At 69.5% G+C, this 17,966-nt stretch carries 15 protein-coding genes; 7 read left to right on the top strand and 8 right to left on the bottom strand.

From position 1 onward, the window contains the following. Nucleotides 1–47 precede the first annotated feature (47 nt). Nucleotides 48–968 (top strand): diacylglycerol kinase family protein, encoded by a 921-nt coding sequence (locus ACWGQ1_RS05290; RefSeq protein WP_452312490.1) that lies wholly within the window; start codon nt 48–50, stop codon nt 966–968. Here ACWGQ1_RS05290 and ACWGQ1_RS05295 read toward each other — a convergent pair whose 3' ends face one another. From ACWGQ1_RS05295 to glnA, 3 genes are all read right to left on the bottom strand, one after another. Further along, nucleotides 969–2,114 (bottom strand): AI-2E family transporter, encoded by a 1,146-nt coding sequence (locus tag ACWGQ1_RS05295; RefSeq protein WP_136030295.1) that lies wholly within the window; start codon nt 2,112–2,114, stop codon nt 969–971. A 96-nt stretch (nt 2,115–2,210) separates the two neighbouring features. Beyond that, a complete protein-coding gene (locus tag ACWGQ1_RS05300; RefSeq protein ID WP_452312491.1) occupies nt 2,211–3,800 on the bottom strand; it encodes a protein kinase domain-containing protein in 1,590 nt (529 codons plus the stop codon). A gap of 179 nt (nt 3,801–3,979) precedes the next feature. Continuing rightward, nucleotides 3,980–5,404, bottom strand: coding sequence for a type I glutamate--ammonia ligase (gene glnA, locus ACWGQ1_RS05305; protein ID WP_136030300.1), 1,425 nt, complete (start codon nt 5,402–5,404; stop codon nt 3,980–3,982). Nucleotides 5,405–5,552: 148 nt separating this feature from the next. On the opposite strand from glnA, the gene ACWGQ1_RS05310 reads away from it, so the two are divergent. Continuing rightward, complete coding sequence (locus ACWGQ1_RS05310) at nt 5,553–5,981, top strand: RDD family protein (protein ID WP_372490597.1); 429 nt, start codon at nt 5,553–5,555, stop codon at nt 5,979–5,981. 24 nt (nt 5,982–6,005) lie between these two features. Here the strand turns inward: ACWGQ1_RS05310 and ACWGQ1_RS05315 are convergent, their stop codons facing one another. Then, nucleotides 6,006–6,494, bottom strand: a complete 489-nt coding sequence (locus tag ACWGQ1_RS05315; protein WP_136030302.1) for an ATP-dependent zinc protease family protein — start codon at nt 6,492–6,494, stop codon at nt 6,006–6,008. An 18-nt stretch (nt 6,495–6,512) separates the two neighbouring features. Between ACWGQ1_RS05315 and ACWGQ1_RS05320 the strand changes: the two genes are divergently transcribed. Beyond that, complete coding sequence (locus ACWGQ1_RS05320) at nt 6,513–7,700, top strand: RimK family alpha-L-glutamate ligase (protein WP_136030304.1); 1,188 nt, start codon at nt 6,513–6,515, stop codon at nt 7,698–7,700. A 50-nt stretch (nt 7,701–7,750) separates the two neighbouring features. Here the strand turns inward: ACWGQ1_RS05320 and ACWGQ1_RS05325 are convergent, their stop codons facing one another. Beyond that, a complete protein-coding gene (locus tag ACWGQ1_RS05325) occupies nt 7,751–8,461 on the bottom strand; it encodes a DUF4191 domain-containing protein (protein ID WP_136030306.1) in 711 nt (236 codons plus the stop codon). Nucleotides 8,462–8,621: 160 nt separating this feature from the next. On the opposite strand from ACWGQ1_RS05325, the gene ACWGQ1_RS05330 reads away from it, so the two are divergent. Continuing rightward, nucleotides 8,622–10,058 (top strand): hypothetical protein, encoded by a 1,437-nt coding sequence (locus ACWGQ1_RS05330; protein ID WP_452312492.1) that lies wholly within the window; start codon nt 8,622–8,624, stop codon nt 10,056–10,058. An 8-nt stretch (nt 10,059–10,066) separates the two neighbouring features. Here ACWGQ1_RS05330 and sucB read toward each other — a convergent pair whose 3' ends face one another. The 3 genes from sucB to ACWGQ1_RS05345 all read right to left on the bottom strand — a co-directional run bounded on the left by sucB (nt 10,067) and on the right by ACWGQ1_RS05345 (nt 14,763). Beyond that, on the bottom strand, nt 10,067–11,842 hold the full coding sequence (gene sucB, locus ACWGQ1_RS05335) for a 2-oxoglutarate dehydrogenase, E2 component, dihydrolipoamide succinyltransferase (RefSeq protein WP_452312493.1): 1,776 nt from the start codon (nt 11,840–11,842) through the stop codon (nt 10,067–10,069). A gap of 66 nt (nt 11,843–11,908) precedes the next feature. Next, entirely contained in the window at nt 11,909–13,282 is a 1,374-nt protein-coding gene (gene lpdA, locus ACWGQ1_RS05340) for a dihydrolipoyl dehydrogenase (RefSeq protein ID WP_247981745.1), read from the bottom strand. Between the two features lie 5 nt (nt 13,283–13,287). Next, nucleotides 13,288–14,763 carry a leucyl aminopeptidase gene (locus tag ACWGQ1_RS05345; protein ID WP_136036090.1) on the bottom strand — a complete coding sequence of 492 codons (1,476 nt, stop codon included), beginning with the start codon at nt 14,761–14,763 and terminating at the stop codon, nt 13,288–13,290. Nucleotides 14,764–14,877: 114 nt separating this feature from the next. On the opposite strand from ACWGQ1_RS05345, the gene ACWGQ1_RS05350 reads away from it, so the two are divergent. From ACWGQ1_RS05350 to ACWGQ1_RS05360, 3 genes are all read left to right on the top strand, one after another. Beyond that, on the top strand, nt 14,878–15,819 hold the full coding sequence (locus ACWGQ1_RS05350) for a proteasome assembly chaperone family protein (protein WP_136033007.1): 942 nt from the start codon (nt 14,878–14,880) through the stop codon (nt 15,817–15,819). 168 nt (nt 15,820–15,987) lie between these two features. Beyond that, entirely contained in the window at nt 15,988–17,226 is a 1,239-nt protein-coding gene (locus ACWGQ1_RS05355; RefSeq protein WP_136036091.1) for an RNA polymerase sigma factor, read from the top strand. Further along, entirely contained in the window at nt 17,226–17,918 is a 693-nt protein-coding gene (locus ACWGQ1_RS05360; RefSeq protein ID WP_452312494.1) for a coenzyme F420-0:L-glutamate ligase, read from the top strand. Before ACWGQ1_RS05355 ends, ACWGQ1_RS05360 begins: the two co-directional genes overlap by 1 nt. Nucleotides 17,919–17,966 lie beyond the last annotated feature (48 nt).

Raw genomic sequence — 17,966 nt, forward strand, 5'->3', positions numbered from 1 at the left:
CTGTCAACCGAGTTGCGGGAACGGCTCCGGTCGCCCAGGCTGAGCGCATGACGTCTTCTCCTCTGGCAGTGATCTGGAACCCCACGAAGTCGGACAGGGCGGTTCTCGAGGAGGCCGTCCGGCTCGCGTTCGGCGATGATGCGGAGGTCCGCTGGTGGGAGACCACCCCGGAGGACGCGGGCCGTGGCATGGCGGCGGAGGCGGTCGCGGAGGGCTGTGACCCGGTCATCGCGGTGGGCGGAGACGGGACCATCCGAGCGGTCGCGGAGGCCCTCGCGGAGACCGGGGTCGCCCTCGGCATCGTGCCGCAGGGCACCGGCAACCTCCTAGCCCGCAACCTCGGCATCCCCCTGGAGGGCGTCCTTCCCGCGCTGGAGCACGTCCGCGACAGCGAGCCGCGGAACATCGACCTCGGATGGGTCGAGATCGACGGGGAGGAGCACGCGTTCTCGGTCATGGTGGGCTTCGGCGTCGATGCCCAGATGCTGGTGGAGACCAATGACGACCTCAAGGACCGCGCGGGATGGCTCGCGTACGTCGAGGCGATGGGCCGGGCACTCGCCGGCACGGAGATGACCGACATCACGCTGCAGTTGGACGACGGTGAGCCGCAGGAGCTGCGTGGGCACACCCTCCTGATCGGAAACTGCGGCATGTTGCAGGGCGGTATCCGGCTGCTGCCCGACGCCCTCGTCGACGACGGGCTCCTCGACATGCTGCTGATCAGCGCCGACGGACCCCTCCAGTGGCTCGATACCGTCCGCTCCGTGGTGTGGGACAACGGCATCCGACGGATTCTCGGGAGTGTCGATCAGGCGGTGAGCACGGACTCCACCACGCACGTCTCCGCCGAGCGCATCGAGGTGCGCCTTGCGGCTCCGCAGAGGTTCGAGATCGACGGCGAGGAGGTCGGGGAGATCTCGTCGTTCGCGGTGCGCGTGCAGGCGGGCGCCGTCACCGTCCGCTGATCACGCGACCGTCACGGCCGGTGGTGTCTTCTTCCGGTCCTGTGTCGGGAACACCACCTTCTGCACGATGATGATGATGCTCGCCGCGATCGGGATGGCCACCAGCGCGCCGAGGATCCCGCCGAGCGCACCACCCGCGACGGCCGCGATCACCACGAGAGCCCCCGGAACGGCGACCGCGCGGCTCATGATGCGGGGCGACAGCACGTATGCCTCGATCTGCATGTACACGAGGTAGTAGATGATCGCGATGAGCGCGGTCGTGGGCGACTCGAACAGGCAGATCAGCGAGATGATGATCGATGCCGACAGGGTTCCGACGAGCGGGATCATCGAGCCGATGAAGGCGATGAGGGCCAGCAGCGCCGGCACCGGTGCGCCGATGATGCTGAGGAAGATCAGGCTGAGCACGCCGTTGGTCAGGGCGAGGCTCGCCTGACCGATCACGTAGCGACCGACCGCGCTCGAGACGTCCTCCAGGAGTTCGCTGAACGTGTCGCGCTGGTAGGCGGGCACGAAGCGAGCGGCGACACGCTTCATGCTGCGCAGCGACGCCATGAAGTACAGCGTCAGGATCAGGACGATGGTGACGCCGGTGATGCCTCCGGCGATCCCGGCGCCGACCGCGAAGACACCGCCGCCGATGTCGAAGAAGTTGTCGGGGTCCTGCACGAAGCCGAGCACGCCGTTGACGGCATCGGTGATGGTCGAGCCGAACTGGGCGCTCATGTCCTTGTACCAGTCCGTCTTCATGAAGTCCTCGATCATCTTCGGACCGTCTTTGATCAGGTTGGTGATCTGTTCGACGAGGATCGGGACGATGGCGAGGATGATCCCGGCGAACGCGAGGACGACGCCGGCGACGACGATCGCGACGGCGGCGGGACGGGGGAGCTTGCGCTCGATGCTGGTGACGATGGGGTCGAGTCCGAGCGCGAGGAAGATCGCGACGCCGATGTAGACCAGTACGGTCGCGAGCTGATTGACGATGCCGCCGATCGCGAGAGCGACCAGGACGCCCAGGGCTCCCAGCAGCCCGAACATGAACGGGTTCGCTCTCGCCCCTGCGACCACCGAGGTGGGGGAGCGGCGCTGGGCCGATACGGTCTGCGCCTCGTCGGTCGCGATGATTCTCCTGCGGCGCATGTCCCCTCCAACTGTGCGTGCTCGCACTCGATCTTGCTCCACACCGGGGCCCGGCGCGCTCAGCGACACCCGAGGGCGTGCGGCTGAACGCCGGGCCTAGTCGTCCGAGCCCTTGCCCTGCGAGCCCTTGCCCTTGTCACCCTTGCCCGGCGTCTCGACCGCGGCTCCATCATCCGTGGCCGGTGAGGCGGGCTGCTCGACAACCGTCGACGTGTCGACCTTCGTCTGGCTTGCGGAGCCCGGCTTTCCACCCGGGCCCGTCTCCTCGCCCTTGCCCTTCGCGCCCTCGTTCTGGTTACCCTTGCCCTTGTTCTGCTTCTCCGCCCCGTTCTGCGTCTCCTTGTCCGCTTGCTCGGTCGAGTGCTCGTCGTCGACAGACTCGACGGTGACGGACTCGGCGGGGGCCGGGGCGACAGCGGCGGGCATTTCGACCACGGAAGGCGGGGTGCTCTCCGTCGCGGTGGGCGCTTCGAAGGACGAGGCCCCGCGCAGCACGGCGCCGGAGCTCGCCACGGCTTGCGTGCCCTGGCCCGACAGCGACACCGCGATCGTGGTGACGGCTCCGATGGCGACGACGGCGGCGAAGAGCAGACTGTCGCGTCGCCGCGGTGTCCGGCGCGGTGCAGCGACCGCACGGGCGGCGAGCCGCCGCCGGGCCTGGGCACGGGTGAGCGGCCGAGCCGGAGCCGCGGGGGCGGGGAGCGGCGGCACGGGAGGGATGACCAGCGGGGCCACGGGCGCCGAGGATGCGGCGGGCGAGGGGATGCCGGGAACGGGCAGGACGCGCGTGGCGGCGGGCGCGACGACGGCGGGAAGGGGAGCGGTGGCGCGCTCGTCGGCCTCCGCGAGTGCTGCGCTCAACCGCCGCAGCTCGACCGCGACCTCGGCGGCGTGCGGCCGTTCGGCCGGGTCGATGCTCGTCATCGCGGTGAGCAGCCGCCCCCAGTCCTGTCCGAGCGACGCGGGAACGTCCGGCGCCAGGTGCAGGCGGGCGAGGGCGGTCTCGACGCTCAGGGTGGGCGCGAAGCCGGGTGTGCCGGTCAGTGCCTCCAGGAGCACAAGGCCCAGCGCGTAGATGTCGACCGACGGCCGTACCTCGCCGTTACGCAGCTGCTCGGGCGCCATGTACGTGAGGGTGCCGAGGACGATGCCCGGCGCGGTGACCCGCGACGTGTCGATCATGCACGCGATCCCGAAATCCGCGAGCTTCGCCGTCCACCGGTCGCTGCCCGACGCCGGCGGGGTGAGGAGAACGTTGGAGGGCTTGACGTCACGGTGCACGATGCCCGCCGCGTGAGCGGCATGGAGGGCGGAGGCGACGTCGGCACCGATGGTCGCGACCTCCTGGGGGGTCACGGCGGAGCGGGAGAGGCGGCTGCTGAGCGTGGGGCCGGGAACGAACTCCATCACCAGGTACATCGCCCGGCCGGGGTCGAGGCGGGCGTCGAGGAGCGTGACCAGGTTGGGGTGGTTGAGGGAGGCGAGCAGCGCCTTCTCGGAGTGCGCACGGTCCGTCGAGGTCACGGCATCGTCCGAGGTGCGGAAGATCTTGACCGCGACCGTGCGCTCCAGCGCGATGTCCTCGGCGCGGTACACGGTCGCCATGCCGCCGACGCCCACGGCATCGCCCAGCCGGTATCGGCTGTCGAGCAGAGCCTCGGTCGGCGTCGCCTCCTGCGTCCACATGGTGCAGCCTCCCCGTCGCCGGGTCGGGTAGCCCGGCGACTCTCTCACGCTAGGGCCCTGCACGATTCCCGTCTTCGGGCTTGACTCCGGGGCAGGGACCTGCAAGAGGGTGTGTGGAATGACCCCCGGACACGCGGAAGCGCCCGCCAGGAATCCCGGCGGGCGCTTCGCGGTGCGGGTCACACTCCGAAGTACAGCTCGTACTCGAACGGGTGCGGACGCTGCGCGATCGGCAGGATCTCGTTCTCGTACTTGTAGGAGATCCAGGTCTCGATGAGCTCCTCGGTGAACACGCCGCCCTCGAGGAGGAACTGGTGGTCGTTGCGGAGCGCCTCGAGCGAGTCGAGCAGCGAGTTCGGCACCTGCGGGATGTTCTTGGCCTCCTCGGGCGGAAGCTCGTAGAGGTCCTTATCGACCGGCTCGTGCGGCTCGATGCGGTTCTTGATGCCGTCGAGACCTGCCATGAGCTGCGCCGCGAAGGCGAGGTACGGGTTGCCGGAGGCGTCGGGAGCGCGGAACTCGATGCGCTTGGCCTTCGGGTTGGAGCCCGTGATCGGGATACGGATCGCGGCGGAGCGGTTGCCGGCCGAGTACACCAGGTTGACCGGAGCCTCGAAGCCCTTCACCAGACGGTGGTAGCTGTTCAGCGTCGGGTTCGTGAAGGCGAGCAGCGCGGGAGCGTGCGCCAGGATGCCGCCGATGTACCAGCGGGCGATGTCGCTGAGCTGGCCGTAGCCGGCCTCGTCGTAGAACAGCGGCTTGCCGTCGTTCCACAGCGACTGGTGCGTGTGCATGCCGGAGCCGTTGTCACCGTAGAGCGGCTTGGGCATGAAGGTGGCGACCTTGCCCCACTCCTCGGCCGTGTTCTTCACGATGTACTTGAACTTCAGGATGTCGTCCGCCGAGTGCACCATCGTGTCGAAGCGGTAGTTGATCTCCTGCTGGCCCGCCGTGCCGACCTCGTGGTGCGAGCGCTCGAGGATGAAGCCGGCCTCGATCAGCTTGAGCGTGATGTCGTCGCGCAGGTCGGCCGTCTTGTCGACCGGGCTCACGGGGAAGTAGCCGCCCTTGTACGGGGTCTTGTTGGCGAGGTTGCCGCCCTCCTCCTCGCGACCGGTGTTCCACGCGGCCTCCTCGGAGTCGACCTTGTAGAAGCTCTCGCCCGCCGTGACGGAGTAGCGCACGTCGTCGAAGATGTAGAACTCGGCCTCGGGCGCGAAGTACGCGGTGTCGGCGATGCCGGTCGACGCGAGGTACTTCTCGGCCTTCTTGGCGACCTGACGCGGGTCCTTCGAGTAGATCTCGCCGGTGCGCGGGTTGTAGATGTCGAAGATCATCACGAGGGTGCTCGCCTCGCGGAACGGGTCCATGTAGGCCGTCGTCACGTCGGGGATGAGCTGCATGTCCGACTCGTGGATGCTCGCGAAGCCGCGGATCGAGGAGCCGTCGAACAGCTGCCCGTCCGTGAAGAAGGCCTCGTCGACCGTCGCCGCAGGGATGTTGAAGTGCTGCTGCACGCCAGGGAGATCGGTGAACCGGATGTCAAGGAATTTGACGTCGTTCTCCTTGATGTAGGCCAGTACCTCGGACGAATCTTTGAACATGTAACGACTCCTGTGATGCGGATCGATGGCTTCGGGGCCACTCTGCACAGTACGGACGGGGGATTTCTCCACGGTATCCGCTTTGTTTCGAGCGTGTTACAGCGTGAGGGCGGAAGGCGCGGTTCCGACGGCTCGGTAGGCTGGTGTGGTGACGGATGCGGTGAACAGGTACCCCGGTGAACGACTCGGACTCCCGGAGTCGGGAACGGGAAGCATCGCCCGTCCCGGACGACGCATCGGCGCTCTCGTGATCGACTACGCGGCCGCCACGATCATCGCCACCGGCTTCCTCGGGTTCGACCAGTTCGCGCTGCCGTCCGAGGCGGGTCTGACGCAGTTCGCTCCGCTGCTGGTGTTCGCGGTCCTGCAGATCCTGTTCATCCCCACCGCGGGGGGTAGCCCGGGTCACCGCATCCTCGGCATGCGCCTGGTGCGTCTCGACGGCGCCTGGATCGGGCTGTGGCGGCCGGTCGTTCGCACGCTGCTGCTGCTCGTCGTGATCCCGGCGGTCGTCTGGGATGCGGATCAGCGCGGCCTGCACGACAAGGCGGTCGGCACCGTCCTCATCCGCGCCTGAGCCGCGTCGGGTCGCCCGCTTCCCTCAGGCGCGTCCCCGGTTGCGGCGGCGTGCCTCGCGCGGTGCCCTTCCACCGAGGAACGAGCGCGCGGGGTCCACGACGTAGCCGTGACGCAGGGCCTCGCGACCGATGAGCATGCGGAACCCCATCTCGTCCCGGTTGCTGAGGGTGACCTCGGCCAGCACCTCGCGGTCGACCAGGCGGATGATCAGTTGCACCACCAGACGCTCCTGCGCGTGCCCGGACGAGCTGCGCACGGCGCGGCGATCGTGCACAGGGCACTCGACGACGACCGCGTCGTCCTGGCTGTCCTGCCACGGGTTCACCCGGAAGCGGACCCACGCCTCGCCCTCACGCTCGAACTCGTGCACGTCGAACGCGTGCAGCGATGAGGTGCGCGCGCCGGTGTCGATCTTCGCCTTGATCCAGTCGACGCCGAGATCGGGCAGGCTGACCCACTCTCGCCACCCCGTGAGGGTGTTTGAATGGGTAGACCTACTCACCTGATACATCCTGGCAGGAAATCCCCCGTGAAGATCGCAGTGCTGTCCCGTGCGCCGCAGGCGTACTCCACCCAGCGCCTCCGGGCCGCCGCGCTGCAGCGGGGGCACAACGTCAAGGTGCTGAACACCCTTCGCTTCGCGATCGACCTCACCTCCGATGAACCCGACCTGCACTACCGGGGACGCCAGCTGAGCGACTACGACGCGATCCTGCCGCGCATCGGGAACTCGATCACCTACTTCGGTACGGCGGTGGTCCGCCAGTTCGAGCAGATGGACGTGTACACCCCGAACACCGCCAACGGCATCTCGAGCGCGCGCGACAAGCTCCGCGCCAACCAGATCCTCTCCCGGCACAACATCGCGATGCCGCCCACCGCTTTCGTGCGCAACCGCGCCGATGTGCGCCCGGCGATCGAGCGCGTCGGCGGTGCCCCGGTCGTGATCAAGCTGCTCGAGGGCACGCAGGGGATCGGCGTGATCCTCGCCCCACAGGTCAAGGTCGCCGAGGCGATCATCGAGACCCTGCACTCCACGAAGCAGAACGTGCTCATCCAGAAGTTCATCTCCGAGAGTCGTGGGCGCGACATCCGTGCGCTGGTCGTGGGCGACCGCGTCGTCGCGGCGATGCGGCGGTCGGCGGCCGGCGACGAGTTCCGCTCGAACGTGCACCGCGGCGGATCGGTGGAGGCGATCGAGCTCGACCCGGTGTACGAGCGGGCGGCCGTCCGTTCGGCGCAGATCATGGGGCTGAGGGTGGCGGGAGTGGACATGCTCGAGGGCGACGAGGGACCGCTCGTCATGGAGGTGAACTCCTCGCCGGGACTGCAGGGCATCGAGACGGCCACGAAGCTCGACGTCGCCGGCGCCATCATCGACTACATCGCCGGGCAGGTGGCGTTCCCCGAGATCGACGTGCGACAGCGCCTGACGGTGTCGACGGGGTACGGCGTGGCGGAGCTGATGGTGCACGGCGCCGCCGACCTGGTGGGGAAGACCCTGGGTGAAGCCGGACTGTGGGAGCGTGACATCACCGTGCTCACGTTGCACCGCGGGGTGAGCGTGATCCCGAACCCGCGCAAGCACGTCGTGCTGGAGGCGGACGACCGGTTGTTCTGCTTCGGCAAGCTCGAAGAGATGCGCTCGATGATCCCGGAGCGTCGTCGTCGCCGGGCGAAGGTGCGGCGCCTGCCGAAGCAGCCGCTGTCGGAGTGACGACGCGCGGCCGCCCTCCGAGGAGGACGGCCGCGCGTCGATCGTGCGGGTCAGCGCGGACGCTGCGGGCGCACCTTGGTGGGGTCGATGCCCTTCGGGATCGGCAGCGACGAGAGCGACTGCGACACGGAGTCGACGCGACGGATCACCGCGGCCATGGTGGCCTTGTCGATGGCCTTGGGAAGCTTCTTGATGGTCTTGGCGAGGTCGGCGATGGGTACCTCGTCCTCGCCGTGCCCGACGTAGAGCACGGTCACGGGGACACCGTGCGCGACGCGCTGCGCCTTGCTCCGCTCCTCGTTGACCAGGCGCGTGAGGCGGCCGCGGGCACCTTCGCCGACCACCACGATGCCGCCGCGACCGATCGTGCGGTACACGGCCTCCTGGGTCTTCGGGTTGATCCCCACCGGGGTCTCCGATGCCTGCCAGCGACGCCCGAGACTGGTGCTCAGCACGTGACCGGTCGCGCCGGGCATGCCGTCGATCTTGGTGTACATCGCCGAGGTCGACAGTCGCGTCATGAGGAACAGCGCGCCGAGCACGCCCAGCATGAGGCCGGTGATGCCCCAGAGCACGAGCGTCCACACCTGGAACGGCGGGATGAGGTAGCCGGCGACGAGGCCGAGCAGGATGCCGCCGACGAGGATGCCGGCCTGCGCCCAGGGGAGCCACGGGTAGGCCTCGCGCGTGAACCGGAAGAGGGACTTGATCTGGGAGAAGAACCCAGGACGCTTCTCGGGTTCGGGAGCACGCTTTGCCATGACATCCAGCCTACCGAGTCCCGGACCCTGACGATGTCGTCGTTCGCGCGGAGCGGAGCAGCACGAGGACTCGCTCTGCACAGCCAGCCGCAGCCGGCGGACCTTTCCGCTCACGCCGTGGATGGCTCCGGGCGCACGATCCCTCGGGTGAGATGGGCGCATGACCGACGCCCAGACGATCGAGACGGCCCCACCGCCCCTGCTGGCACGAGCGCACCGCACGCTGCGGATGCTGTCGTCGCCGGACACCCCCTCCGCGGGGGCGCTCGTCACCAGCGGCGACGGCGTGGCGGTGCGGTGTCCGAGCGAGGAGCTCGCGGGATGGGCGGGCTGGCACTTCGCGGGCGCACAGCACGTCGCCGGACCGCTGGACATCGTCCGACGTGCGGACGGCCACGATGTGCTGCTGCCCTGGTGCACCGATCGGTTGCAGGCGTTCATCGACCGACGGTCCGCCTCGGGGCAGCGGTTGCGTCAGGGTGAGGTGTGCACGGTGGCGGTGAGTCTGCTGCGCGGCATCGGTGAACTGGCGCGCGTGGGCAGCGGCGTCGAGGGTACGTGGTGGCTCACCGACGGCGGGCGACCCCTGTTCGTCATCGGTGAGGGGAGCGGGATCCGGTCCGCAGCGGCGACGATCGTCGAGACGCTCAGGGACTGCGAGACCGATCGAGCGCTGAGGCGTGTTCTCGACCGGGTGGGGGATGGACTGGGCGAACGACTGGAGCACCCCCGGGTTCCGCGGCGGCTTCTCGACGAGTGGGAGTGCGAGCTTCTCGCCCTCGTGTCCCCACGTCCCCTGGAGCATCAGACGACGAAGCCGGTGCGGGCGCGAGACCTCTCCCGCGTCGTCGAGCCCGCTGTGGGCGGGGTCGCCCCGACGCGGAGGAGCCTCGCGACGCGGAGGTCCGCGGTCCGTACCCCACGGACCACCCGGGCGAGAGTCCGCAGCGCCGTGCGGATGTTGCGGGAGAACATCGCGTCGCGGATCGCCGACGCCAGGGAGGCCGTCCGCGTGCGGCGGGCGACGAGCGGTAGGGGGCGGGATCGGGCCGCGGCTCCCCGCGCACCCCGTCGCCGACTGCTGTTGATCGCGGCAGCGGGTGCGGCCGTCGTGCTCGTGGGCGGGCTGATGTGGCCGAGCGGCGACGGCGGGAGCGACGCCCGAGGTGCCTCCACCGCGGCGGGGACGGCGCCGACGCCGACGTCGACCGGGGATGGTCGGGCGAAAGGCGGGTCATCGACGACAGGAGCCGAGCACGCGTCTGCTGCCCCCACGCCGCGCGTCGCGGAGGCGGGCGACCCCGCCGCCGCCGTCCCGACGCTCGTCTCCGCCGCTGAGGCCTGTCACTCCGCAGGGGACACGGAGTGCGTCGCCGCGATCGCGCCCGGTTCCGCAGGAACCGTCGACGCCGTGCGCGCGCTCAGCGGTGAGCTCACGGTCGAGCTGGTCGATGAGTACGGCGACGTCGCGGTCACCCGCGTCGCTCGGCCGGCGGAGGCGGACGCCGCGAGTCGCACCGCGATGGTCGTACTCGTGCGGCAGGACGACAAATGGCTGGTCCGCGACGTGTACGACGTCGCGGACCAGCCAGAATGATCGTTCGGTCAGGCGCCCAGCTGCGGGGCGAACTGCGCCGCTTCGAGGCGCGCCTTCACCGCACCGAGGAAGCGCGCCGCGTCGGCACCGTCGATGATGCGGTGATCGTACGACAGAGCGAGGTACACATACGAACGGACCGCGATCGCGTCGGTTCCGCCGACCTTGACGAGACCCGGACGCTTGACGACCGTGCCGGTGCCGAGGATGGCGGACTGCGGAAGGAACACGACGGGCGTGTCGAACAGCGCACCGCGGGAACCGGTGTTGGTCAGCGTGAAGGTTCCGCCGGCCAGCTCGTCCGGCTTCAGCTTGTTGTCGCGCGTGCGGGCCGCGAGGTCGGCGATCTCGTGAGCGATCTGAGCGATGTTCTTCGACGCGGCGTCGCGCAGCACCGGAGTGAGCAGCCCGCGCTCGGTGTCGACCGCGATCGAGACGTTCTCGGTGGCCGGGTAGACGATCTGCTCACCGTCGACCGTCGCGTTCACGATCGGGAAGGCCTGCAGCGCCTCGGCGGCGGCCAGCGCGAAGAACGGCAGGAACGAGAGCTTGTCGCCGGTCTTCTCGAGGAACGAGCCCTTGACGCTGTCGCGGTACTCCGCCAGCGCGGTGACGTCGACCTCCACGACCGTGGTGAGCTGCGCCGTCTGCTGCATGGACTCGACCGCGCGCTTGGCGAGCACCTTGCGCAGACGCGACATCGGCTGGGTCGTACCCCGCAGCGGGGAGACCTCGAGCGGTGCGGGAGCCGGAGCCGCATTCGTGGCGGCCGGAGCCTGCGATGCGGACTCGGCAGCCTTGAGCACATCCTCCTTGCGGATGCGTCCGCCGACACCGGTACCCGTCACGGAAGCGAGATCCACGCCCTGCTGTGCGGCCAGACGGCGCACCAGCGGGGTGACGTAGAGGTTGTCGTTCTCCGTCGGCAGCGAGAGCTTCGGAGCGGGCGCCTCGGTCGCTGCGGGAGCCGGTGCGGCCTGCGCCGGAGCAGGGGCAGCCGGTGCAGGGGCCGCGGCCGGAGCCTGGGGCTGGGCGGGAGCCGCCTGCGGTGCGGCCGGAGCCTCAGCGGGTGCCGGGGAGGCGGGCGCCTCGGGCGCGGCCTGCGGCGCGGCAGGTGCCTCGGTGGCGGCAGGCTGGGCAGCGCCGGAACCGACGCGGGCCAGGACGGCGCCGACCGCGATGGTCTCGTCCTCGGCCGCGACGATCTCCTGGAGCACGCCGGCGACGGGCGAGGGGATCTCCGTGTCGACCTTGTCCGTCGAGATCTCCAGAAGAGCCTCGTCGACCTCGACCGAGTCACCGACCTGCTTGAGCCAGCGGGTGACCGTTCCCTCGGTGACGCTCTCGCCGAGCTCGGGGAGCACGATGTCGGTGGCGTCACCGGACGGCGCAGCCTCGGCGGCGGGAGCGGGAGTCTCGGCCGCAGGAGCCTCGGCCGGAGCCGGCGCTTCAGCAGGAGTCTCGGTCACGGCAGGGGCCTCGGCAGGGGCGGCCTCCGCTTCGGGGGCGGCCGCAGCGGGCGCGTCGCCCGCCGGGGCTGCGGCGCTGCCGTCGCCGATGCGAGCGAGCAGGGCACCGACCTCGACGGTCTCGTCCTCGGCGACGAGGATCTCCTCGATCACGCCGGTGACCGGGGAGGGGATCTCGGTGTCGACCTTGTCGGTCGAGATCTCGAGCAGGCCCTCGTCCGCCTGGACGGTGTCTCCCACCTGCTTGAGCCAGCGGGTGACCGTACCCTCTGTGACGCTCTCACCGAGAGCGGGGAGGACCACGGATGTGCTCATGACTGAGTCTCCTTCAGAAGTTGTATGACGCTTGTCTAGCTTAGTGACTCGGGCACCGGTTGGTGCTCAGAGGGCGTGCAGGGGCTTTCCGGCCAGCGCGAGGAAGGCCTCGCCGAGCGCTTCGCTCTGCGTGGGGTGCGCATGGATGAGCGGAGCGATGTCCTCGGGGTGCGCCTCCCAGGCCACAGCGAGCTGACCCTCGGTGATGAGCTCGCCGACGCGGTCACCGATCAGATGCACGCCGAGCACCGGGCCGTTTTTCTGGCGGACGACCTTGACGAGGCCGCCCGTTCCGATGATCTCGCTCTTGCCGTTGCCGGCGAGGTTGTACTCGTAGGACGACACCGCGTCGGCGCCGTGCGCGGCCACGGCCGCCTCCTCGGTCAGCCCGACCGAGGCGACCTCGGGGCTGGAGTACGTGACCTTCGGGATCTGCACGTCGGGGACCGTCGCGGGGGAGAGGCCGGCGATGCGCTCGGCCACCGCGATGCCCTGCTGGAAGCCCCGGTGGGCGAGCTGGAGTCCTGGGATGATGTCGCCGACGGCCCACACCCCGGGAACCCCGGTGCGCAGTTCCTCGTCGACCGTGACGAATCCGCGGTCGAGGACGACGCCCGCCTCCTCGAAGCCCAGATCGGCCGTGGCGGGACCGCGACCGACTGCGACGAGCAGGTAGTCCGCGGTGAGCTCCGTGCCGTTCTCGAGGGTCACGCTGACGGACGTGTCGTCCTGGGTGGCCTGCTGGAACCGCACTCCGAGCGAGTACTGGATGCCGCGGCGCCGGAACGCGCGCTCGAGCCCCTTGCTCATCGCGATGTCCTCGTTCGGCACGAGGTGCGGCAGCGCCTCGACGATCGTGACCTCGACACCGAAGGAGCGCCAGACGCTCGCGAACTCCACGCCGATCACACCGCCGCCGAGCACGATGACGCGCTCGGGGATCACATCGAGCGCGAGCGCCTGCTCGCTGGTCAGGATGCGGCCGCCGATGTCGAGCCCTGGAAGCGTGCGGCTGTACGAGCCGGTGGCGAGCACGACGTCCGTCCCGACGTACACGTCGTCGCCGACGCTGACGCTCCGGTCTGCGTTGAGCCGTCCCGTCCCGGTGACCGTGGTGATGCCACGCGCCTTGACGAGGCCCTCGAGCCCCTTGTACTTCTTCGCGACGATGCCCTCGCGGTATGCCCGCACGCCCGCCGCGTCGATGCCGTCGAGGGTGGCCGAGATCCCCACCGCTGCGGCGTCGCGCACATGCTCCGCCACCTCCGCCGCGTGCAGCAGCGCTTTGGTCGGGATGCAGCCGCGGTGCAGACAGGTGCCTCCGACCTTGTCCTTCTCGATCAGCGCGACCGACTTGCCGAGTTCGCTGGCGCGCAGCGCGGCCGCGTAGCCGCCGCTGCCACCGCCGAGCACGACGATGTCGAAGGTGTGGGTTGTCATCGGTGTTATGCCTCCGTGTGGGATGCTGCTTCGGCGAAGGCGACGATCGATCGGACCATCGCCCCCGTTGGACCCTTCTCCGTGAAGCCGTACGGCGCACCGGCGTGTTCGCCAGAGCCCGCGATGTCGAGGTGCACCCAGGGGATGCGGGCGGCGTCCTCGGCGTCCGAGACCGGTCCGACGAAGCGTCGCAGGAACAGACCGGCGAACGAGGCGCCGCCCATCCGGTCGCCCATGTTCGCGTTCTGCAGGTCGGCGATCGGCGACTCGAGGGACTCCTCCATGTACGAGGGCAGCGGCATGTGCCAGGCGGGCTCTCCGGTCTGCTCCGCCGCGGCGAGGAACCGCGTCACCGTCTCGTCGTCGCCGAACACGCCCGTGTGCCGGTGTCCGAGGGCGGCGACGATCGCACCGGTCAGCGTCGCGACGTCGATGATGACGTCGGGGTGCTCTCGGCTGGCGGCGACCAGGCCGTCGGCGAGGACCAGGCGCCCTTCGGCGTCGGTGTTCTGCACCTCGACCGTCGTGCCGTCGAGGATGCGGATGACATCACCGGGGCGCAGGGCCCGGCCGGACGGCATGTTGTCGGTGATGCAGAGCCAGGCGGTGACGCGCACCGGGAGCCCGAGTCGGGCGATGGCGCGAAGGGCGGCCAGGGACGTCGCGGCCCCGGCCATGTCGAACTTCATGCCCACCATCGAGGCGGCCGGCTTGAGGGAGAGGCCACCGGTGTCGAACGTGATGCCCTTGCCGACCAGGGCGAGGTGCCGCACGGCGTCTGCGGGGGAGTAGTCGAGGCGGACCAGACGCGGCGGCCGGTCGGACCCCTGCCCGACCCCGAGGATTCCGCCGAAGCCCTGCTCCGCCAGCGCGGCCTCGTCGAAGATGTCGACGGTGACGTCGAGCTCGGCGACGCTGTCGGCCGCGCTCTGCGCGAGCTGCGCGGGGCTCTGCCACTCCGCGGGGACGTTCACCAGATCCTTGATCAGCGCGACGGCTTCGCCCAGGGTCTGCGCTCGGGTGATCGTCTCGTCGTCGAGGTCGGCGTGGACGGTGATCCGTTCGGCGCGCGCCTTGCCCTTCTCGGTGCGGTAGCCGTCGAAGCGGTGACCGCCGAGCACGGCCCCCTCGGCGGCGGCGGCGGCGTGGCCGTCGAGGCCGGAGGCGAGCCCGAGCGCGACGTGCGGGAACCCGGTCAGCGAGCGGAGGGCGACACCGGCGGCGCTGCGGATCGCGGCGTCGTCGATGCTCTTCCCTGCACCGACGACGGCGAACGGCAGGGTGGAGACGTCGGGCGCGTACACGCGGGCGAACGATCCGGCGGCACCGGTGAATCCGATGCCTTCGAGGACCTCGGCGAGGCCGGGGTAGGCCCCCAGCGACTCGGCCGAATCCGAGAGATCGGGAACGACGAGCACTGCGGCATCGGCAGCGCTTCCGGGGAACTGATCGGTGGTGTGCGAGAGCACGGGAAGCGTCATGCTCTCCATCCTAGGAGGACCTCTGCGACCGGGCGGCCCCGCGTGCCCCCGCGTGTTCGCTCTCAGCGAGACGGCCCGGGGCCCCTCGTCGGGACCTGCTCGTAGCATGGAGTCATGCCCTTCTCCGGAGAGATCCACGAACGCGTCGCGAACGCGCCGACGGTGCCGCACGGACTGCCCCTCGTCGTGCTCCTGACCGGCTTCACGGATGCCGGGAGCGCGGTGTCCGGACTGATCGACCACCTCCGCGAGTCCACATCGCCGCAGCCGCTCGTGATCTTCGACAACGATGTGCTCCTCGACTACCGGGCCCGCCGTCCGGTGATCTCCTTCGATCAGGACCACCTCACCGAGTTCCGGCCGCCTCGGCTGGAGCTCTCGCTCGCGACGGACGCCCTCGGTCGCCCGTTCCTCCTCCTCGCGGGCTACGAACCGGACTTCGCGTGGAACGCCTTCGCCGAGACCGTGCTCGACCTCGCCGCGGAGTACGAGGCATCCGGACTGCACTGGGTGCATTCGATCGCCATGCCCGTGCCGCATACCCGCCCCATCGGCACGACGGTGAGCGGCAACCGTCGTGACCTCGTGGTCTCGCACTCGGTGTGGCGCCCGCGTACGCAGGTGCCGGCGACCGCGGGGCATCTGCTGGAGTTCCGTTTCGCCGAGCGCGGCGAACGAGTGGTGGGCTTCGTGCTGCTCGTGCCTCACTACCTCGCCGAGACGGAGAACCCCGACGCGGTCAGCGCCGCGGCCGAGAAGCTCATGGCATCCACGGGACTGGTGCTCATGCTCGACGCCGTGCGCGAGCGCCGGGAGGACTACATCGCCAGGGTGGACGAGCAGGTCGCGGCGAACGACGAGCTGCAGCAGATGGTCCACAACCTGGAGCGCCGCTACGACGCCTACATGGCAGGCCGCGACCCCGAGGACGACAGCTACGACGAGGGCGGGTTCAGCGAGCGCGACCTGCCGAGCGCGGACGAGCTGGCGGCGGAGCTCGAGCGCTACCTGGCCACGCGACCGTCGGGCGACGAGGACAAGCCCGGCCGCGGCTGAGCAGGATCGACGCGAACTTCGCCGGATTGCATCCGGAGCGCCACACGTGTGCGATACTAGGAGTCCGACCCGTTGTCAATCGGCGTTTTCGAACTCCGGACTTGACAAGGGTCTTACTAGTGTCCGAAATGTCCCGGGGCCCGTGATCGGCTCCGTGAAAGGCGAAACGTGACTCCTGCCACGACGAAGAACACACGGACGAAGAAGGCCGCCGAAGAACCCACGCCCGACGAGGAGATCGAGGTCGAGAACCTCGACGAGGCAGCGCCCGCCAAGCGCGGTGCCGCCAAGCGCGGCGCGGCGAAGAAGAAGAAGTCGGAGGAGGTCGTCGAGGAAGACGACGCCGCGACCGATTCCGCCGAGGAGAGCGCGGGGGACGACGAGGAGGAGGACGCCAAGCCGGCGTTCACCGAGCCGCTGCCCACCGGCGCGATCGTCATCTCGTCGAACGACGACGAAGACGTCCCCGTCTACTCGACGCAGATCACCGGCGCCACGGCCGACCCCGTCAAGGACTACCTGAAGCAGATCGGAAAGGTCGCGCTGCTGAACGCGGCCGAAGAGGTCGAGCTCGCGATGCGCATCGAGGCGGGTCTGTTCGCCGAGGAGAAGCTGTCCGCGATGACCCCGGCCGAGAAGTCGAGTCAGCTGGGTCTCGACCTCCAGTGGGTCGCCCGCGACGGCCAGCGAGCCAAGAGCCACCTGCTCGGCGCGAACCTGCGGCTCGTCGTCTCGCTCGCCAAGCGGTACACCGGTCGCGGCATGCAGTTCCTCGACCTGATCCAGGAGGGCAACCTCGGTCTGATCCGCGCCGTCGAGAAGTTCGACTACACCAAGGGCTTCAAGTTCTCGACCTATGCGACCTGGTGGATCCGTCAGGCGATCACGCGCGCCATGGCCGACCAGGCCCGCACGATCCGCATCCCCGTGCACATGGTCGAGGTCATCAACAAGCTCGCCCGCGTGCAGCGGCAGATGCTGCAGGACCTGGGTCGTGAGCCCACCCCGGAGGAGCTGAGCCGCGAGCTCGACATGACCCCGGAGAAGGTCGTGGAGGTGCAGAAGTACGGCCGTGAGCCCATCTCCCTGCACACTCCGCTCGGTGAAGACGGCGACAGCGAGTTCGGTGACCTGATCGAGGACACCGAGGCGGTCGTCCCCGCCGATGCCGTGGGCTTCACGATGCTGCAGCGCCAGCTCGAGCAGCTGCTCGACTCGCTCTCGGAGCGGGAGGCGGGCGTGATCCGCATGCGCTTCGGCCTTGGCGACGGTCAGCCCAAGACGCTCGACCAGATCGGTGACACGTTCGGCGTGACGCGTGAGCGGATCCGTCAGATCGAGTCGAAGACGATGGCGAAGCTGCGCCACCCGAGCCGCTCGCAGTCGCTGCGGGACTACCTCGAGTGATGCAGGCGAACGAGGGCAAGGCGCTCGAGACCAGCGTCGACGGCACGAGCTACGCGCGCATCCCGTTGCGCACCCGCGTGGTGATGCCGGACGACGACCTCGACGCGGTCATCACCGAATACGCGAAGGACGCCGTGCAGCCGGGAGACCTGCTGTTCGTCACGGAGAAGATCGTGGCGATCACGCAGGGTCGGTCGTACAGCCTGGACGAGATCACGCCGCGCAAGCTCGCGCTGTTCCTCTCGAAGTACGTCACGCGCACGCCCTACGGCATCGGGCTCGGCATGCCCGAGACCATGGAGATGGCACTGCGGGAGTGCGGCACGCCGCGTATCCTGTTCGCCGCCGCCGTCTCGGCGGTCACCAAGGCGTTCGGACGAAAGGGTGACTTCTATCGCATCGCCGGGGACAAGGCGCGCGCGATCGATGGCCCCACCAAGCACACGATCCCGCCATACAACCAGGCCGTGGTGCTCGGCCCGAAGGACCCGGACGGCGTCGCAGCACGGCTCAAGGGCCTGCTCGGTGGGCAGGTGGAGGTCGCGGTGGTGGACATCAACGACCTCGGCGGCAACATCCTCGGATCGACGCTCGACAAGGCCGGCGAAGCCCGGCTGGTGAAGATCCTCGGCGACAATCCGCTCGGCCAGGGACTGGAGTCCACGCCGCTCGGCATCGTCCGCGCGGTCTGATCTGCTGGTTCGACGAGAACGCCCCCGGAGGAATCCGGGGGCGTTCTG

The organism is Microbacterium sp. NPDC055599 (assembly GCF_053618975.1).